The following is an 18,585-nucleotide window of genomic DNA, read 5'->3' as shown; positions in this document are numbered from 1 at the left end:
CCTCAGATCTTGGTCAGCGTCAGCGTACGGTTCACGATGCCGTCGTTGAAGCTGAGCGTGGCCTGGCTCTCCGAGAGGAAGGTGAGGGTGGCGCTGCCCACCGAGGTGAAGACGATGCCGCCGGCGTTGTAGGGCGCGGCCCAGGGCGGGCCGCTCGGCCGTTCCAGCGTCGCGGTGATGGTGTCCACGCCGGTCCAGGGGCCCTGCATGCGGTACCAGGCCGGGCGCCCGGCGCTGTCGTAGACGAAGAACAGCACGAAGAGCTGGCCGGGGAAGTCGAACACCTGGATGCCCCAGCCCGACTCGCTCGGCAGGAACCAGTTGCCGCTGTAGTTGCGGGTCGGGCCCACGGTCGGGTCGAGCCACTGGCGGATCGAGGGGAAGACCTGGTCGAAGCGCGAGTAGTAGTCGACATTGCCCGCCGCCTCGCTCTGGCCGCTGTTGGCGCAGGAGGCCGCGCCGCCGGCCAGGCCGCCGCGCAGCCGGTACTCGCCCGAGTTCAGGGTGAACAGGCCGGAGCCGGAGCTGCCGCCCTCGGTGGTGCCCTCGGCCCAGCTCGCGCGGGCCACGCTGGTCACGTTCTGGCCGCCGATGTCGACGTTGGAACTAAAGCCGCTGTGGTTGCCGCGGCTGTATTTCTTGTTGTCGCCGCTCGGATGGTGGATGCCGATGACCTGGGTCGAGGGACTGAGCGTGGCGGCGTCCCAGCCGGCGAAGAAGGCTCCCGCCGGCGGCGTGCTGCGCAGGCGCAGCAGCAGGGCATCGGAGGAGAGCTGGGCGAACAGCAGGTCGGCGCCGCCGGTGAGCTGGGTATTGGCCCCGGCGCTGGCCACCCCGCAGGTGGGGGTTTCGTAGTTCCAGAAGGTGGTGAGGGTATTGGCCTCGCTCTGCAGGCTGATGCAGTGCGCCGCGGAGTAGAAGTAGGGCACCTGGGTGGCGGCGACGGTGTCGTTGAGCAGGGTGCCGGTGCAGGTGAACGTGCCGTCGCTGGTGCTGAACACCATCCGCGCCACGGCGTTCTTGGCGTTGATGAAGGCCTGGCCCAGGCTGCCGGTGCGGCAGGCCACGTCGATGTTGCAGCTGCCCGAGCTGCCGAGGCTCTTGGCCAGGGCGAGCGGACGGAAGGGCGAGGCTACGAGGTGCGAGAGGGCGGCCACCCGCAGCACGGTGCCGGCCGGTTCGGTGGTGCCCGGCACGAAGACCTCGATCTGCTGGCGCTCGCCTTCGGTCACCGGGCTCCAGAACAGGCCGGCGCCGTCGAGCTGGGAGCGGGCCTCGCTGGCGCGGACCAGTTCCACCACCGGCAGTTCCGGGCTGGCGACGCGGATCTCGGCTCCCGGCGGCAGGCCGCGCGGATCAAGGGCCACGCGCAGCGCGGCGGCCCCCGGCGAGACCACGTCGAGGCGGGCCACCCGGCCGCCCGGCACCGGCAGCCACAGGGGCTCCGGCGGGCTAGCTGCGGCCTCGTCCGCCACCCGGCGCACCAGGCCGATCTGCAGGCGCTTGCCCTGCTCGGCGTTGTGGCGCTGCAGGGCGGCCAGGCGCCCGGCGGGCAGGGCCTGGAAGTGCAGGGCGGGGGCGGCGCTGGCGGCCGGCGAGCGGAAGGCTTCGGCCTGGGCGCGCTTGGCATTCTCCGGCCGCAGCGGTTCGCCGGCCACGCTCTGGGCCAGCAGGGGCAGGGGCAGCAGGGCGATCAGGCCGGCGGCGGCGATCGAGCGGATGGACATGGCAGGACTCCGTGACGCGGGCCGTCCATGGCCTCGAGTTCGAGGGGGGGGGGGTAGACCTCCGATCCTACCCCCGCCGGCCGCCGCCGGGAACGCGGCCCGGGTGAATGCCCGCTGTCCGGGCGCCGGGCTCAGGCGCCGGCCGCGGCCTTGCGCGTGGCGGCCTTCTTCGCCGGGGCCTTCGTTGCCGGAGACTTCCCGACGGCCTTCTTCGCCGCGGTCTTCGCACCGGCCTTTCCGGCCGCGGCCTGCTTCGTCGCGCGCTTCTTCGCGGCGGTCTTCTTCATCGCAGGGGCGGCGTCGGTGGCCTTGGCCGTCTTCTTCGCGGCGGCCTTCCTGGCCGGGGCCTTCTTCGCGGCCGCCTTGCGGGCGAAGCGGCCCCTGGCCTCCGGCGCGGCCTCGAGGATGGCCTGGCATTCCTCGAGCGTCAGCGAGGCCGGGTCGCGGTCCTTGGGCACCTTGCCGTTCTTGCTGCCATCGGTGATGTAGGGGCCGAAGCGGCCGTTCAGCACCTCGATGCCGGCCTCGTCCCAGCGCTTGATGGTGCGGTTGGCGATCGCCTGCTCCTTGGCCTCGATCAGTTCCAGCGCGCGCGCAAGGTCGATGGTGTAGGGGTCGTCGTCCTTGCCCAGCGAGGCATAGGTGCTGCCGCGCTTGGCGAAGGGGCCGAAGCGGCCCACTGCCACCGTCACCGGCTCGCCGTTCGAGGTGCCGAGCGTGCGCGGCAGCTCGAACAGCTTCAGGGCCTCTTCGAGGGTGATGGTGTGCATGCTCTGGCCGCCACGCAGCGAGGCGAAGCGCGGCTTCTCCTCGTCCTCGGCGCTGCCGATCTGGGCGAAGGGCCCGTAGCGGCCGAGGCGCACGCTCACCGGCTTGCCGCTCGCCGGATCCACGCCCAGCAGGCGCGCGCCCGAGGCCTCGCTGCGCTCCACGCTCTCGCCCTTCTCCTCCACGGTCTTCGAGAACGGCTTCCAGAAGCGCTCGAGCAGCGGAATCCAGTCGGTCTCGCCGCGCGAGACCTCGTCGAGCTCGTCCTCCAGGCGGGCGGTGAAGTCGTAATCCACGTACTGGGTGAAGTGCGCCGAGAGGAACTTCGCCACCGCGCGGCCCACGTCGGTGGGGCGGAAGCGGCGTGCGTCGAGGTAGACGTACTCGCGGTTGAGCAGGGTCTGGATGATGCTGGCGTAGGTGGAGGGGCGGCCGATGCCGTACTCCTCGAGCGCCTTCACCAGCGAGGCCTCCGAATAGCGCGGCGGCGGCTCGGTGAAGTGCTGGGTGGCGGTGACGGCGGCCAGTGGCACGCGGTCGCCGGGTTTCATCTCCGGCAGTTTGCGGCCCTCCTCGTCGTCTTCCTCGCCCCTGGCGTCCTTGCCCTCCTCGTAGACGGCGAGGAAGCCGGGTTCCACCACCGTGGTGCCGCTCACGCGGAAGGCGTGCTGGCTGCCGGCGGCGAGATCCACCGAGACGGTGTTGAGAGTGGCCGGCACCATCTGCGAGGCCACCGTGCGCTTCCAGATCAGCTCGTACAGCCGGCGCTCGTCATCGGCGAGGAAGCGCGCCACCGAGGCCGGGGTGCGCAGGGCCGAGGTCGGGCGGATCGCCTCGTGGGCCTCCTGCGCGTTCTTCGACTTGGTCTGGTAGAAGTTCGGCCGGTCCGGCAGGGCCTGGGTGCCGAAGTCGCGGGCGATCACGTCGCGGATCTCGGCCAGGGCCTCGGCGCTCAGGTTCACCGAGTCGGTACGCATGTAGCTGATCAGGCCCACCGTGCCTTCCTCGCCCAGCGCCACGCCCTCGTAGAGCTTCTGCGCCACGCGCATGGTGCGGCTGGTGGAGAAGCCGAGCTTGCGCGCCGCCTCCTGCTGCAGGGTGGACGTGATGAAGGGCGGCGCCGGCCGGCGCTTGCGCTGCTTGCTCTCGACATCGGTGACCACCAGCAGGCCTTGCGCGTCGCGGATGATCCGCGCGCGCGCGGCCTCGGCCGTCTCGCCGTCGGTGATCGTGAACTGCTCGACCCTGGCGCCATCGAGCCGGGTCAGCTTGGCGCTGAAGGCCTGCTTCGGATGCGCGGCCTCGGCGGCGATCGACCAGTACTCGCGCGGCACGAAGGCCTCGATCTCCTCCTCACGCTCGACGATCATGCGCAGCGCCGGCGACTGCACGCGTCCGGCCGAGAGGCCGCGCTGCACCTTGCGCCAGAGCAGAGGCGAGAGATTGAAGCCGACGAGATAGTCGAGCGCGCGGCGCGCCTGCTGGGCATTCACCAGGGCATCGCTCACCGTGCGCGGGTGTTCCACCGCCTCGCGGATGGCGCGCGGCGTGATCTCGGTGAACACCACCCGGTGCAGCGGCTTGTCCTTCAGCAGCCTGCGCTCCTTCAGGATCTCGGCGATGTGCCAGCTGATCGCCTCGCCTTCGCGGTCCGGGTCGGTGGCAAGGTAGATGGCATCGGCGTCCTTCGCCGCCCGGGCGATGGCATCGACGTGCTTCTCGTTCTTGTCGATCAGCTCGTAGCGCATGGCGAAGCCATGCTCGGGATCGACCGCGCCCTCCTTGGGCACGAGATCGCGCACATGGCCGTAGCTGGCCAGCACCTGGAAGTCCTTGCCCAGGTACTTGTTGATGGTTTTCGCCTTCGCGGGCGATTCGACGATGAGGAGGTTCTTCGCCATGTCCGGAGGTCCGTGAGGGCCGCGCGCGGCGGGTCGCGCGAAGGGGCGAAGGCCCGCCATGCGGCGGGCCTTCCTTTTTTCATTAGGGGCACCGCCGTGGTGGCGGTGTCAAGCTCAACCGCGGCAGGCCGGCGGCAGCAGTTCGTCTGCCGCACTGCTGCGGCAGCGGAATCCATCGCGGCTGCCCACGCTGAACCAGACGTATTCGCCGGCCAGCGCGCCGAGCGCCTGGTCCTGCTCCAGCACCAGTTGCAGCACGCATTCCCCGAGGCCGTTCTCGCCGAGTTCGGCCTCTGCCACCAGGGCGTGCGCAAATGGCGCAAGTCCGATTTCGCCGAAGTCGTCGGGGCAGCGGTCGGTATTGGCAAGGAAGTCGTCCATCGCCGTCTGGTAGGGCGCGGCCTGCCCCATGAGTTCGCTGATGTGCGAGCGCTGGGTGTACTCCTGGTAGGCGGGCAGGGCGATGGCGGCCAGGGTGGCGAGGAAGACCAGGGCGAAGAACAGCCCGCCTGCCGCCAGCGTGGCGATGGCGCAGCCGCCAAGCCCGCGCTGCTGGCGCTCGGGATGCGCGGTGTAGGCCCACTGGTCGACCACGCGGGTGCCGGCCAGCATGTCGTGCAGGGCCAGCTTGCGCCGGGTGAAGGCCGCCATCAGGAAGCCGAGGTAGAGCGTGAGATAGGACAGGGCAGCGGCGAACCAGCGCCCGGCCGAGCGCCCGAGGCCGAGGCGCCGGCCTTCGGCATCGACCACCTTGATGCCCACGGCGCGCTTGCCCGGCGTGGCCTGCCAGGCCGAGGCGGTGAACAGGATGTGGTAGGCGCCCTGCATCAGGATCGGCAGCCCGTAGAGGCCGACGAGGAGGAGGGCCAGCAGGCCGTCGTCCGGGGGCAGGGCCTCGGGATCGAAGAGTGCCACCATGCCGGCCAGACCGATGCCGGAGCCCAGGAGCAGCAGGAAGAGAAGCGCGTAGCCGGCACCGGCGAGCAGGACGGTATCGATCAGATGGGCCGCGAGACGGCGCAGGAAGCCGGCGTCCACCACGGCATCGGCACCGGCTGGCACGGGGGCGGCACCGGGGCCGTGGCCGGTCGCGGCGCCATCGCCGTTGCCATCGCCGGCGGGAAGCGGCGGCGGCGTGCTTCCGGGGGCGAGGCCGAGCTCGGCGGCGAGGGTGGAAAGCGGCTGCCATTCCGACAGGCCCTCGCGCCAGACCAGGCTGGTGGCGGTGAGGCTGCCATCGGCGGCGAGTGCGCGAAGCACGTCGGCCCCTACCGGGCCATGGCGCTGGCGGTCGGCACTGACGTAGTACCACAGGGTGTTGGACATGCCTGGAATCCTTGGCAGGAAGGGGGGAAGCGCGGGAGGGGCCGCGGGGGGCGGGAGGCGACGGGGTGCGGCGCCGTCCTTCAGTGGGTCGGCAGCGGCGCCTCGCCGAACATCAGGTTCTCCATCCAGGCATAGGCGGCCTCGGCCCCCGGCTGGTTGAAGAGCACCATCAGCACCACCCACTTGAGGTCATCGAGGTCGATCTCGTCCTGGTCGAGCGCCATCGCCCGGTCGACCACCAGCTCGCGCTGCTCGGGGCCGAGCACGCCGTTCTGCTCGAGGAACATCAGGAAGCCGATGCCCTCGGCGTCGAGCTTGGCGTACTCGGGCGCGGTGTAGAGCCGCACCGGACCATCGACGCGCGCATTGGCCACCGCCGGCCGCTGTTCGGCCAGTTCGTCGAGCCATTCGAAGGCCTTGTGGATCTCGGCGGGGCTGAAGCCGGCCTCGAGCAGGCTGGCCTGGAGGGAGTCGCGGTCGCGGACGAGGTCGGCCTCGTCGTTGAAGTAGTGTTCGAAGAGATAGAGCAGTACGTCGAGGATCGATTCTTTCATCACACCCTAGCGCCTGCGCTGGGACCCAGCGCGTGTGGGAGGGGCGGAGCCGCAGGGGAGGTACACCCCGTGCTGCTGCGTGAGACGACCTTCCAACTCCATGTCGAGCAGGATGGGGGCGAGGGCGGCCGGCGTCAATCCCGCGCGGGCGGCGAGGACCTCGAGGCTGGCGCCGGCGCCGTCCAGTGCGGCCAGCACCCGCCCGGCCTCTGCGCTGACTAGTGCCGACCCGGCAGGCGCCTGCGCCGCGGGCAGGGCCGCCGGGGGCGGGGAGCGGCCGTCTCCTGCCTCCAGCCGGGCGGCCAGGGCCGGGGCGAGCTGGCACGCCGCGCCGGCCAGGGCCTCGACCACCTGTGCGGGATCGTCGGCCAGGGTGGCGCCTTCACGGATCAGGCGGTGGCAGCCGCGGGCCTTGGGGTTCTCCGGGGCGCCGGGCAGGGCGAAGACCTCGCGCCCGGCCTCGGCGGCGAGCCGGGCGGTGATCAGGGAGCCGGAGCGCAGCGCCGCCTCCACCACCACGGTGGCCAGCGAGAGCCCGGCGATGATCCGGTTGCGCGAGGGGAAGTGCGCGGCCCGCGCCCGCGTGCCGGGCGGGTGTTCGCTCACCACGCAGCCCTCGCGGGCCACCTCCGCCTGCAGCGGCCGGTGCGCGGCCGGGTAGGCGAGGTCGGGCCCGGTGCCGATGACGGCGATGCTGCCCGGGGCCCCGAGGCAGGCGGTGTGCGCAGCGGCGTCGATGCCGTTGGCCAGCCCGCTGGTGACGACGAAGCCCGCTTCGGCGAAGGCCCGGGCCCAGCGCTGCGCGCGCTCGCGGCCCGCCGGGCTCGGGGCGCGGCTGCCCACCACGGCGATCTGCGGCCACCAGAGCCGTTCTGCCTGCCCTTCGACGTAGAGCAGGCTGGGCGGCGAGGGCGCTTCGCGCAGCAGGCCGGGGTAGGCAGCATCGCCCCAGGGGATGAGATGGCGCTCCGGTCCGCCGGCCTGCCAGGCGCGGGCGAGGGCGGCGGCCTGCCGGGCCCCGGCGCCCAGCGCGGCGGCACGCAGCGCGGCAGGAGCGCCGGCGGCCTGCCAGTCGGCCGCCGTGCCGCCCATGAGATGCCTGGCGAGAGCGAGCGGCCCGCCCGCGGTGTCGATGGCCTGGCGCAGCCAGGCGGCGTTGCCGGCGGCATGCTGGAGCTGGAGGAAGGCGTCGAGGGCGTCCATGCCGCAGAAACGATGAGGGCGCCCGAAGGCGCCCTGCATCGGAAATCCCTGCGCGCGGGGGTCTTACTGCACCGCGTCGGGATGCTTGAGCCGGTCGCCCACGGTGATGGGGCGGATGCCCTCCATCACCAGCGCGTAGCTCACGCGCTCGAAGGTGCGGAACACCATCAGCCGGCCGGTGAACTCGTCGGGCAGCTGCACCTTGTCGGCATCGGCGCGCAGGCGGTTGCGGTGCCGGGCATCGTCCGGCACGGCGCTGCCGGGCCGCCAGGTGGAGAACACGGTGCCGTTGCGCACGCCATCGGCGCTGCCCACCGAGAGCGCCACCACGCTGTTCGGACCACCGGCGAGCGCGGCATCGGCGATGGCCAGCACCGCCGCATGCCCGGGCACCGAGGCCGGCGCCTGCGGCAGGAAGCTGTCGTCGTAGGGCTGGGCTTCGGCGGGCACCACGCGGTCGCCCACGCGCACATCGGCGGTGCTGTCGACCAGCAGCACCAGGGTGACGTCGCCCTGCACCTGGGTCACCCGGCCCAGGCCCTGGCGGGTGAGCTCATAGCCCAGGCTCTCGCCGCGGGCGAGGTCGCGGCCCCAGGCGCTGCGCACGTCGCGGTAGGTCTCGTCGCCGCGGAAGTCGAGCTCGGTGGGGATGGTGTTGAGACGGCGGCGCTCGGCCGGCAGGCGGAAGTGATGGGTGGGGCGCACCAGCATCACCGTATCGCCCACCGACACTCCGGAGAGGCCGCGCACATAGGCCATCTGGCCCTCGGCGCCGCGCAGCCGCTCGCTCTCCAGGCTGACCACGTGCGGCAGGCCCTCGAGGCTCGAGACCACCTGGCTCTGGCGCAGGAAGGGCTCGATGTCGGAGAGCGGGATGGTGGTGATGGCAGGCTCGCTGCGCGGGCCGGGCTGGGTGCTCAGCACCGGCTTGCCATCGAGGTAGGCAAGGCTGATCACGTCGCCGGGGAAGATGCGGTGCGGATTCTCGATCTGCGGGTTGGCCTGCCAGATCTCCGGCCACAGCCAGGGCTTCGAGAGGAAGCGGCCGGCGATGCCCCAGAGCGTGTCTCCGCGCTGCACGACGTAGGTCGATGGATGCCCTTCCCGCATCTCGACCGCGGCGGCGTACGTTCCGATCGTCAGCAGCGCGGCGGCGGTCACCGCACAAAGCCGTTTAAACATGGCCGCTATCCCCCTGATTTTCCGCAAGGTTAACACTTGTCACTATAGACCAGAACATTCACGCCGGCGCAACGGGGGCCGTCCGGGCGCGCGGGAAGGGCCGCGCCATCCCGCCGGCCGGGCAATTCAGCCAGCGCCCCGGGGGCAGGCCGCTACACTGTCGCGGTGGCGGCCGCGAGGCCGCGCTCTGCCAAGCGAGTGTCCATGGCCCTGCTGCCCATCCTGCGTTTCCCCGACCCCCGCCTGCGCACCGTCGCCAAGCCCGTCGAGCGGGTGGACGACGAGCTCCGCGCCCTGATCGACGACATGTTCGAGACCATGTACCACGAGCCGGGCATCGGGCTTGCCGCCACCCAGGTGGACCGCCACCTGCGCCTGATCGTGATGGACGTGTCAGACGACAAATCGCGGCAGAAGGTGCTGATCAATCCGGAGATCGTGGCCTCGAGCGGCACCCAGGTGTGCAAGGAGGGCTGCCTCTCGGTGCCCACGGTGTTCGCCGAGGTGAAGCGCGCCGAGCGTGTGACGGTGCGCGCCCTCGACCGCGACGGCGCGCCCTACGAGTTCACCGCCGAGGGACTCGAGGCGGTGTGCGTGCAGCACGAGATGGACCATCTCGACGGCAAGGTCTTCGTCGATTACCTCACGCCGCTCAAGCGCGAGATGGCGATGAAGAAGCTGGCCAAGCTGGCGAAGGTCGAGCAGGGCTGATGGCCTTGCGCGCGGTGTTCGCGGGCACGCCCGAGTTCGGCCTGCCCTGCCTCGAGGCGCTCGTTGCGCGGGCCGAGGTGCTGGCGGTGTACACCCAGCCCGACCGCCCGGCGGGGCGCGGCCGCGGGCTCGCCGAATCGCCGGTGAAGCAGCGCGCCCGCGCCCTCGGCCTTGCCGTGCGGCAGCCGGCGAGCCTGCGCGATGCCGCCGAGCAGGAGGCCCTGCGGGCGCTGGCGCCCGATCTGCTGGTGGTGGTGGCCTATGGCCTGATCCTGCCGCAGGCGGTGCTCGACATCCCGCGCCATGGCTGCTGGAACGTGCATGCCTCGCTGCTGCCGCGTTGGCGCGGCGCGGCGCCGATCCAGCGCGCGCTGGAGGCCGGCGACGCCGAGACCGGGGTCGATTTGATGCAGATGGAGAAGGGCCTCGATACCGGGCCGGTGCTGCTCCGGCGGCGCACCCCGATCGAGGACGGCGACACCGGCGGCAGCCTGCACGACCGGCTCTCGCGGCTGGGCGGCGAGGTGTTAGCCGACGGCTTGGAACGCCTCGCCCGCGGCGAGCCGCTGCCGCCCATGCCGCAGCCGGCCGAGGGCGTGACCTATGCGCGCAAGCTGGAGAAGGCCGAGGCGCGCCTCGATTTCACCCAGCCGGCGCTGGTGCTCTGGCGCAAGCTGCGGGCCTTCCAGCCCTGGCCGGTGGCCGAGTGCGAGCTGGCCGGCGAGCGCCTGCGGGTGCATGCCGCCGTCCCGCTGGACGAGGCCGCGGTGGCGGCCCTGGGCGGGACGGGGAGGCCGCCGGGCAGCCTGCTCTCGGCAGACCGCGAGGGCCTCGTGCTGCGCTGTGGCGAGGGCGCCCTGCGCCTGACCACGGTGCAGCGCGAGGGCGGCCGGCCGATGGCGGCCGCCGACTATCTCAATGCCCGCCCGCAGCTGAGGACGGCATGAGCGTGGCGCCGGCCGGCGCCCGGCTGCGCGTGACGGCGGCGCGGGCCCTGTGCGCCGTGCTCGACGAGGGCCGCTCGCTGAAGGCGGTGCTGGCCGAGGTGTTGCCGAGCATCGCCGATGCCCGCGACCGCGCCCTGCTGGAGGCGATGCTGTTCGCCGCCCTGCGCCAGCAGGCCCGGCACGCCCGGGTGCTCGCGGCCTGGCTGGCGAAGCCCCTGCCGATGCGCACGGCGAAGGACCGCGAGGCGGCGCGCCTGCTCGCCCTCGGCCTCGCCCAGCTCGATCCGCTCGGCCTGCCGGCGCATGCCGCGGTGGGCGCCACGGTGGATGCGGTGAAGCTGCTCGGCCGCCCGGGCCTCGCCGGCCTGTTCAATGCCCTGCTGCGCCGCGCCAGCCGCGAGCCCTGGCCCCCGCCGGCCGATCCGCGCGCCGATGCCGGCTACCCCGCGTGGTGGCTGGCCCGGCTGGAGCGCGACTGGCCGGAGCGGCTGGAGGCCCTGCTGGCGGCGGGCGAGGGACCAGCACCGCTGTGGCTGCGCGCCAATGCCCCGCGGGTGGCGCGCGAGGCGCTCGCGGCCCGCCTCGCCGCCGCCGGCATCGCCACCCGGCCCGGCATCGCGGCGCACAGCCTGCGCCTGTGCGAGCGCGCCAATCCGGCCAGCCTGCCCGGCCATGCCGAGGGCGCCTTCCATGTGCAGGACCTCGCCGCCCAGCTGGCGGTGGAGGCCCTGGCGCCCGCGCCGGGCAGCCGCGTGCTGGATGCCTGCGCTGCGCCGGGTGGCAAGACCGTGGGCCTGCTTTCCGCGGTGGGCGCGGCGGGCGAGGTGCTGGCCCTCGATGTCGATGCGGCGCGGCTGGCGCGGGTGCGCGCGCTGGTGGACTTCCTTGCGCCCTCGCCGGCGCGCTTCACCGCGAGGACCGCCGATGCCACCCGGCCCGAGGCCTGGCACGACGGCCGCGCCTTCGATGCCATCCTGCTCGATGCCCCCTGTTCGGCCAGCGGCATCCTGCGCCGCCAGCCGGACATCCGCCTGCACCGCCGCGCCACCGATCTCGAGGCTCTGGGGGACACCCAGGCCCGCCTGCTCGATGCCCTGTTCCCGCTGCTGCGCCCGGGCGGGCGCCTGCTCTACGCCACCTGCTCGGTGTTCCGCGACGAGAACGACCGCCAGGTGGCCGCCTTCCTCGCCCGCACGCCCGCGGCGCGCCTGCGGCCGCTGCCGCCGCGCTTCGGCCTCGATACCGGCCACGGCCACCAGCGCTTTCCCGGCGAGGACGATGGCGATGGCTTCTTCTATGCCCTGATCGAACGCGAGGCCCGCGCATGACCCCGGCGTTTCCCGCTTCCCCGGCCCTCTCGCCGCAAGACCGCCGCGAGGCCTGGGTCTTCTTCGCGCTCGCCTTCCTGGTGATCGCGGCCGGCTTCGGCCTGCGCGATCCCTGGCCGGCCGACGAGCCGCGCTTCGTGCTGGTGGCGCGGCAGATGCTGGAGAGCGGCGACTGGTGGTTCCCGCGCCGCGGCGCCGAGCTCTACCCCGACAAGCCGCCGCTCTTCCTCTGGCTGCTCGCCCTGGGGCAGGCCCTCACCGGCTCGATCCGCTGGAGCTTCCTGCTGCCCTCGCTGCTCGCCGCCATGGCCACCCTGGGCCTGACCTACGACCTCGGGCGTCGCCTGTGGAACCCGCGCGCCGGCCTGCTCGCGGCCACGGCGGTGCTGGTGGCGCCGGCCTTCGTCTACCAGGCCAAGCGGGCGCAGATCGATCCCGTGCTGGTCGGGCTCACCACGCTGGCGCTCTATGGCCTGCTGCGCCACCTGCTGCTCGGCCCGGCCTGGCGCTGGGCCTGGCTCGGCGGCTTCGCCGCCGGGCTTGGCGTGGTGGCGAAGGGCGTGGGCTTCCTGCCGCTCTTCGCCCTGCTGCCCTTCGCCCTGATGCGCCGCGCCGGCTGGGGCGGCCTGCGGCCTGCGGCGCCGGGCGATGCCTGGCGCTGGGCGGCGCTGGCCGGCAGCTTCCTCGCCGCCATCCTGCTCTGGTTCCTGCCGATGCTTTTGCTCGCCCTCACCGACGGCGACCCGGCGCACCGCGCCTACCTCGACGAGCTGCTGTTCCGGCAGACCGTGACGCGCTACGTCGATGCCTGGCACCACCACGAGCCGGTCTGGTACTACGCCTATGTGATCGCGCTGTTCTGGGCGCCCTTCGCCCTGCTCTGGCCCTGGCTGCTCGCGCCCTGGCGCGACGCCTGGCGCGGGCGCGAGGCCCGGGTCTGGCTGCCGCTGGCCTGGGGCCTGCTGGTGCTGCTGTTCTTCACCGGTAGCACCGGCAAGCGCGACATGTACATCCTGCCGGCCCTGCCGGCCTTCGCGCTGGCTGCCGCGCCCTTCCTCGAGGGCCTGCTGCGCCGCCCGGGGCCGCGCCGCGCGCTGCTCGCCTATGCCGTGGGCCTCGCGGTCCTGCTGCTCCTGGCCGGCGGCTGGGCGCTGTTGGGCGAGCCGCGCTTCGAGGCCCGGCTGCTGGCCGAACGTGGCCTCGGGGCGGAGGCCCTCTGGCTCTGGGGCATGCTGGTGGCGGTGGGCCTGCTCACCCTCGCCACCCTGCTGCTAGCGAGGCGGCGGGCGCCGCTCGCGGCGCCGGCGGTGCTGCTCGGCGGCCTGTGGCTGGGCTGGGGCTTCGTGGTGCATCCGGTGCTCGACGACGAGAACTCGGCGCGGGCGGTGATGCAGGCGGCGCGCGAGCGCGCCGGGCCCGAGACCACGCTGGGCCTGGTGGCCTGGCGCGAGCAGAACCTGCTGCAGGCCAGCGGGCCGGTGGCCGAGTTCGGCTTCCGCGCGCCCTGGGAGCGGCAGTGGCTGCGGGCGATTGCCTGGCTGCGCGAGGCTCCGGCGGAACGCCGGGTGTTCGCCGAGGCGGCCTCGGTGCCCGCCTGCGTGCCGGAGGCGGCGCGCGAGCCGGTGGGCCGTGGCAACCGCCGGGCCTGGGTGCTGGTGCGGGCCGAGGGCGTGGCCGCCTGCCCGCTCGACGAGGCGGTGCTTGCGGTGCCGCAGGCGCCTCCGGAATGATGCCGCCCCCCGGCTGCCGATCCTCATCCGAGATGCTCCCGAGCCCCGAATCGCCCGCCCAGGCGCCCGCTTCGCCCTGGCTCAGCGTGCTCGTGCCGGCCTACCGGGTCGAGGCCTGGCTGCCCGCCTGCCTCGACTCGGTGCTCTCGCAGTACCAGCCCGGGATCGAGGTGCTGGTGCTGGACGATGCCTCGCCCGATGCCAGTGGCGCCATCGCCCGGGAGTACGCGGCGCGCCACCCCGGGGGGCTGCGGGTGCTGGCCCACGGGCAGAACCGCGGCCTTGCCGCCGCGCGCAACACCCTGCTGGCGGCGGCCCGGGGCGACTATGTGTGGTTCCTCGATTCCGACGACGTGCTGCTGCCCGGCGCCATCGCCGGGCTGGCGGCGGTGGTCCGGCATTCCGCCCCGGACCTCGTGATGTGCGATTTCGCCCTGCTGCGCGAGCGCCCGCGCCTGCACCACCGGCTGCGCCGCCGCGAGCGCCACACTCCGTCCTTCCGCGGCCCGGTGGACGGCGAGGCGGCCCCGGAGCGCCTCGCCTTCGGCCTGCTGGGCGGCGGCCAGCTGCATGCCTGGTCGAAGATCGCCAGGCGCTCGGTCTGGCAGCAGGCCCCGTTCCCGGAAGGCCGCTATTTCGAGGACATTCCCACCATCCCGGCCCTGGTGCGGGCGGTGCGGCGCTGGCACCACGTGGCCAGCCCCTGGGTGGGCTACCGGCAGCGTGCCGGCAGCATCCTCGCCAGCGACTCGCCGGCCAAGGTGCGCGACCTGCTGCTGGGCCTGCGCGAGCTGCACGCCGGGCTGGCAACGCCGGCGATGGCATCGGCCCGGGGCGCGCTCGATGCCTATGTGCTGCGCACCCTGGCCTCGGCGGCACGGCGCCTGCGCCGGCTCTCCGGGCGGGCCGAGCCCGAGGCGCTGGCGCCGGTGCAGCGCCTGCATGCCGAGGTGCTGGCCGCCTGCTTCCCCGACGGCGGGGCGGCGGTGCTGCGGGCTTGGCGGCGCCAGGGCGCCTGGCTCCGGGCCTGGCGCATCGGGCAGCGACTCGGGTCACTTGCCCAAGGCCAGCCCGCGAAGGGGCGCTGAGGGGCGCCGGCGGAGGACTTCAGCCCGGCCTGCGGCCCGGCAGCAGTGGCGGTGCCGGCAGCCACAGCCGCGCCTGCAGCCCGCCCAGCGGGCTGCGGCCGAACTCGAGCCGGCCGCCATAGCTTTCGGCGATGTCGCGGCTGATCGATACCCCGAGGCCGGTGCCGGGCTGCTGCTGGTCGAAGCGCAGGCCGCGTTCGCCCAGGCGCTGCAGGGCCTCCCCGTCGAGGCCCGGGCCGTCGTCGTCGATCCGTAGCCGCACCCCGCCGTCCTCGCTCTCGACGGCCAGATGGACTTCGCCGCGGGCGGCGCGCAGGGCGTTGTCGAGCAGATTGCCGAGCATCTCCTGAAGATCGCTGGCCTCGCAGGCGGCCTCCAGCCCGCCGCCGCCGGGTGCGAGTCGCAGCTGCTTTCCCGGGTGCAGCTGGCCCAGGAGGGCCGCCAGCTGCACGGCCTCGGCGCGCGGGGCGCAGCGCGAGCGCCGGCGTCGCGCCTCGGCCGAGGCGCGGGCGAGATGGCGGTCGACCACCTCGTCGATGCGGTCGAGGGCCGCCCGTTCCGCGCCGGCATCGCGGGGGATGCGGCTGCGCAGCAGGGCCAGCGGGGTCTTGATGGCGTGTGCAAGATCGCCGGCCAGCTTGCGCCCAGCCTCGGCCAGCCGGTGGTTCTGCTCCAGCACCTCGCGCAGCTCGCCCGCCACCTCGTCGAGTTCGCGCACCCCCACCGGTCCGGGCAGCTCGCGCTGGCCGGCGGCCAGCTCGACCAGCTGGCGGCCGAAGGCGCGCAGCGGCGCCAGGCCGAGCCGCAGCTGCACGCCGATGGCGAGCAGGGCAAGGCCGACGAAGCCGGCCCCGCCCAGCCACAGCAGCTGGGCGAAGGCCTCCACCTCCTCGTCGATCTCGGCCCGTGGGCCGGCGACGATCACGGTGGCCTGGGCGATGCCGCCGGTCATCACCACCGTGCGCACGGCCACGCGCAGCGGTCCCGGGGGCAGGCCTTCGAGGTCGCGGTGCTGCACCGTGCCGTCGGGCGGCCCCTCGAGGGGCGGCAGTTCGAGATCCCAGAGCGAGCGCGAGCGCAGCATGCGGCCCTCGCCATCCCGTACCTGCCAGTACCAGCCCGAGTGCACGCGCTCGAACTCCGTGGCGGCCGGGCGGCGGCGCAGCACGAGGCGGCCATCGGCGTCGGCACGCAGGCCGGCCACCGCGGCATCGAGGCTGCGCGAGAGCCGGGCGTCGAAGGCACGCTCCACCGCATGGGCGAAGGCGAGCTGCAGCAGCAGCAGGCCGCAGGCCGCCAGCGCCAGGGTAGGCAATGCCGCGGCGCGCCAGAGGCGTCCCTGCAGGCTGGCACTCATTCCAGCCCCAGCCGGAAGCCGAGGCCGCGTTCGGTGTGCAGCAGGCGGTGGGGGGCGAGCTTGCGGCGGATGCGGCCGATCTGTACGTCGATCACGTTGGAATCGAGGTCGAAATCGCGTTCGTAGAGATGCTCGGCCAGTTCGGCGCGGGGCACGGTGCGGCCGGCATGGTGGGCGAGGTAGGCGAGCAGGCGGTATTCGCCGGCGGTGAGCGCGAGCGGCCGGCCGTCGAGGCGGAAGCGGCAGGCGAGGGTGTCGAGTTCCAGCGGGCCGATGCCGATCACCGGCGTGGCATGGCCGCTGGCACGGCGGATCAGGGCCTTCAGCCGCAGCACCAGTTCGTCGGTGTCGAAGGGTTTGGTGAGGTAGTCGTCGGCACCGGCGCCGAAGCCGGCCAGCTTGTCGTTCCAGCGCTGGCGGGCGGTGAGCAGCAGCACCGGGAAGCGCCGGCCGGCCTCACGCCAGCCCTGCAGTACCGAGATGCCATCGCGCCGCGGCAGTCCGAGATCGAGCACGGCAGCATCGTAGGGTTCCTCGGTGCCGAGCCAGAGCGCCTCCTCGCCGTCCCCGCAGGGGTCCACCACCCAGCCCTCGGCGCGCAGGGCCCCGGCCAGACTGTCGCGCAGGGGCGCGTCGTCCTCCACCAGCAGCAGGCGCATCAGTCTTCCTCCAGCACTTCGCCGGTGAGCGCGTCCACCTCCAGTTCGCGCACCCGTCCGTCCGGGCCGATCAGCTCGATCTCGTACACCCAGCGGCCGTCCTCGCGCTCGAACTCCACTTCCAGCAGGCGCTCGCCCGGGCGCAGCGGCAGGCCGCGCAGGATCTGCTCGAGCGGCAGGGCCTCGCCACGGGCCACGGCGGCGCGGGCGCGCTCATGGTCGTCCTGGCGAGCCCCGGCGGGCGGGGTGGCAAGCAGGGCCAGGGCGAGCAGCGGCAGGGCGAGGGCAGGGCGCGGAAGCATGGGCGGGATGGTGCCGCGCCCGGCTTTAAACCGTTCGTGAAAAGCGGTCTCAAGCCCGGTTGAAGACGGGGGAGGAAGACTGTGCCCACCCCAAGCAACGAGGAGGATTGCCATGCGAACCCTGAATGCCACTGCCCTGTTTGCCGCCCTGGCCGTCGCAGGCGCGGCCCTCGCCACGCCTGTCGCCGGTTCCGGCATCGATCTGCGCGAGGCCACGCGCATCGTCGAGCAGGCCGGCTACGGCCCGGTGCGCGGTGCCGAGCGTGACGACGGCGCCTGGGAGGTGGCCGCGAGCCGTGCCGACGGCCGGCCGCTCACGGTCTACGTCGATGCCCGCAGCGGCGAGATCCTCTGGCCCGCCCAGCCCGGCCAGCGCCAGCTCGAGGCCGCCGAGGTGATGGCGAAGCTGGCCGAGGCCGGCTACACCGACGTGCGAGAGCTGGAGCGCGACGACGGCTTCTGGAAGGCCGAGGTGCGGGTAGCCGGCGGTTTCGAGCGCGATCTGCGCATCCACCCGCTGAGCGGCGAGATCCAGGCCGAGCGCTGGGACGACTGAGGGGCTGCTGGCCGGAGCGGGCGGCGTCCGGCGATCATCGTCGGACGCCCTTGATTTCGCCGCAGGTGCCCGATGCCCGCCGAACCGCCGTCCGCCGCTCCGCTTCCCATCCCCCCGGGCCCGGCCGCGGCGGGCGGACGGCGTCTGCGGGTGCTGCATTTCGTCACCGGCGGCTTTTCCGGCGGGGCCACCCAGGTGGCCATCGCCCTCACCGAGGCGATGCGCGCCGAGCCCGACCTCGAGCCCCTGCTGGTGCTGCGGCGCAAGCGCCGCACGCCGGCGCAGCGCCTGCGCGAGCTCGAGGCTGCCGGCCTGCCGCTGCGGGTGGTGCCGGGCTGGTCGCATGCCGCCACCATCTGGGCCCTGGTGCGGCTGTGCCGCGAATTCCGGCCCGACGTGCTGATCGCCCACGGCTTCAGCGAGCACCTCTGGGGCCGCTATGCCGGACTGCTGGCCGGGGTGCCGCACCTCGTGCACGTGGAGCACAACACGAAAGAGCGCTACACCCGCTGGCGGCTGGCGCAGTCGCGCTGGCTGGCCCGGCGCACCGCGCGCATCGTCGGCTGCTCGGAAGGGGTGCGGCAGGTGCTGCTGGCGCAGGGCATGCCGCCCGAGCGCACCCTGGCCATTCCCAACGGCATCCGCCTCGCGCCCTTTGCCGCTGCCGATACCCGCGACTTCGCCGCCCGCGTGCCCGGCATCGTGATGGTGGCGCGGTTTTCGGCGCAGAAAGACCATGCCACCCTGCTGCACGCCGTGGCCCGGCTGGCGGCGCGCGGCCTGCATCCGCCGGTGCTGTTCGCCGGCGGCGGCAAGGCCCGTTACCGGGCGCGCCTGGAGCGGCTGGCGCAGGCGCTCGGCATCGCGTCGCAGGTACGTTTCCTCGGGGTGGTGCGCAATGTGCCCGAGCTGCTGATGGGCCACCGCATCGCCTGCCTGTCCACCCATTACGAGGGCATGCCGCTGGCCCTGATCGAGGGCATGGCGGCGGGCTGCGCGGCCGTGGCCAGCGCCGTGCCCGGGGTGCGGGAGGTGCTGCAGGACGGCATCGATGGCCGCCTGGTGCCGCCCGGCGACCCCGAGGCCCTGGCCGGAGTGCTGGAAACCCTGCTGCGCGAGCCGGCCGCGGCCGCCCGGCTGGCCGCCGCCGGCCGCGCCCGGGCGCTGGCCGAGTTCAGCCGCGAGCGCATGTGCCGCGACTACGCCGCACTCTGCCGGGCCCTGGCCGGCGTATGATCCGCCCGCG

16 protein-coding genes are annotated in these 18,585 nt (G+C 73.5%); 7 read left to right on the top strand and 9 right to left on the bottom strand.

Annotated features, from left to right (window positions below):
• Window positions 1-2 precede the first annotated feature (2 nt).
• The 6 genes from G408_RS14015 to G408_RS0109110 form a co-directional block, all read right to left on the bottom strand.
• Window positions 3-1,727, bottom strand: a complete 1,725-nt coding sequence (locus G408_RS14015) for a trypsin-like serine peptidase (protein ID WP_051282831.1) — start codon at window positions 1,725-1,727, stop codon at window positions 3-5.
• Window positions 1,728-1,858: 131 nt separating this feature from the next.
• A complete protein-coding gene (locus tag G408_RS0109130) occupies window positions 1,859-4,396 on the bottom strand; it encodes a DNA topoisomerase I (protein WP_028770836.1) in 2,538 nt (845 codons plus the stop codon).
• Between the two features lie 114 nt (window positions 4,397-4,510).
• Window positions 4,511-5,722, bottom strand: a complete 1,212-nt coding sequence (locus tag G408_RS14010; RefSeq protein WP_051282830.1) for an RDD family protein — start codon at window positions 5,720-5,722, stop codon at window positions 4,511-4,513.
• A gap of 80 nt (window positions 5,723-5,802) precedes the next feature.
• On the bottom strand, window positions 5,803-6,276 hold the full coding sequence (locus tag G408_RS0109120) for a DUF494 family protein (RefSeq protein WP_028770835.1): 474 nt from the start codon (window positions 6,274-6,276) through the stop codon (window positions 5,803-5,805).
• 6 nt (window positions 6,277-6,282) lie between these two features.
• Window positions 6,283-7,479: a DNA-processing protein DprA gene (dprA, locus tag G408_RS14005; protein WP_051282829.1), complete on the bottom strand. Its 1,197-nt coding sequence runs from the start codon at window positions 7,477-7,479 to the stop codon at window positions 6,283-6,285.
• A gap of 63 nt (window positions 7,480-7,542) precedes the next feature.
• Entirely contained in the window at window positions 7,543-8,661 is a 1,119-nt protein-coding gene (locus G408_RS0109110; RefSeq protein WP_028770834.1) for a LysM peptidoglycan-binding domain-containing protein, read from the bottom strand.
• 204 nt (window positions 8,662-8,865) lie between these two features.
• Here G408_RS0109110 and def point away from each other — a divergent pair, with 204 nt between their 5' ends.
• The 5 genes from def to G408_RS0109085 are packed head-to-tail and all read left to right on the top strand — an operon-like array spanning window position 8,866 to window position 14,465.
• Entirely contained in the window at window positions 8,866-9,372 is a 507-nt protein-coding gene (gene def, locus G408_RS0109105; RefSeq protein ID WP_028770833.1) for a peptide deformylase, read from the top strand.
• Window positions 9,372-10,319 (top strand): methionyl-tRNA formyltransferase, encoded by a 948-nt coding sequence (fmt, locus tag G408_RS0109100; protein WP_211226667.1) that lies wholly within the window; start codon window positions 9,372-9,374, stop codon window positions 10,317-10,319. The genes def and fmt overlap by 1 nt, the downstream gene beginning before the upstream one ends.
• Complete coding sequence (gene rsmB, locus G408_RS0109095) at window positions 10,316-11,647, top strand: 16S rRNA (cytosine(967)-C(5))-methyltransferase RsmB (protein WP_028770831.1); 1,332 nt, start codon at window positions 10,316-10,318, stop codon at window positions 11,645-11,647. Before fmt ends, rsmB begins: the two co-directional genes overlap by 4 nt.
• A complete protein-coding gene (locus G408_RS14000; RefSeq protein WP_051282828.1) occupies window positions 11,644-13,377 on the top strand; it encodes an ArnT family glycosyltransferase in 1,734 nt (577 codons plus the stop codon). Before rsmB ends, G408_RS14000 begins: the two co-directional genes overlap by 4 nt.
• Window positions 13,378-13,409: 32 nt before the next feature.
• Window positions 13,410-14,465 carry a glycosyltransferase family 2 protein gene (locus tag G408_RS0109085; protein WP_051282827.1) on the top strand — a complete coding sequence of 352 codons (1,056 nt, stop codon included), beginning with the start codon at window positions 13,410-13,412 and terminating at the stop codon, window positions 14,463-14,465.
• A gap of 19 nt (window positions 14,466-14,484) precedes the next feature.
• Here G408_RS0109085 and G408_RS13995 read toward each other — a convergent pair whose 3' ends face one another.
• The 3 genes from G408_RS13995 to G408_RS0109070 are packed head-to-tail and all read right to left on the bottom strand — an operon-like array spanning window position 14,485 to window position 16,783.
• Window positions 14,485-15,822, bottom strand: coding sequence for a sensor histidine kinase (locus G408_RS13995; RefSeq protein WP_051282826.1), 1,338 nt, complete (start codon window positions 15,820-15,822; stop codon window positions 14,485-14,487).
• Window positions 15,819-16,481 carry a response regulator transcription factor gene (locus G408_RS0109075; protein WP_028770829.1) on the bottom strand — a complete coding sequence of 221 codons (663 nt, stop codon included), beginning with the start codon at window positions 16,479-16,481 and terminating at the stop codon, window positions 15,819-15,821. Before G408_RS0109075 ends, G408_RS13995 begins: the two co-directional genes overlap by 4 nt.
• A complete protein-coding gene (locus tag G408_RS0109070) occupies window positions 16,481-16,783 on the bottom strand; it encodes a PepSY domain-containing protein (RefSeq protein WP_028770828.1) in 303 nt (100 codons plus the stop codon). Before G408_RS0109070 ends, G408_RS0109075 begins: the two co-directional genes overlap by 1 nt.
• A gap of 112 nt (window positions 16,784-16,895) precedes the next feature.
• On the opposite strand from G408_RS0109070, the gene G408_RS13990 reads away from it, so the two are divergent.
• Together G408_RS13990 and G408_RS0109060 are read left to right on the top strand one after the other, a co-directional pair.
• A complete protein-coding gene (locus tag G408_RS13990; protein ID WP_051282825.1) occupies window positions 16,896-17,339 on the top strand; it encodes a PepSY domain-containing protein in 444 nt (147 codons plus the stop codon).
• Between the two features lie 150 nt (window positions 17,340-17,489).
• Window positions 17,490-18,575 (top strand): glycosyltransferase, encoded by a 1,086-nt coding sequence (locus tag G408_RS0109060; RefSeq protein ID WP_211226666.1) that lies wholly within the window; start codon window positions 17,490-17,492, stop codon window positions 18,573-18,575.
• Window positions 18,576-18,585: the final 10 nt, after the last annotated feature.

This window comes from Silanimonas lenta DSM 16282, assembly GCF_000429065.1.
GTDB lineage: Bacteria > Pseudomonadota > Gammaproteobacteria > Xanthomonadales > Xanthomonadaceae > Silanimonas > Silanimonas lenta.
The sequence above is the reverse complement of the archived record's forward strand: the minus strand, read 5'-3'. Positions and strand labels throughout refer to the sequence as shown.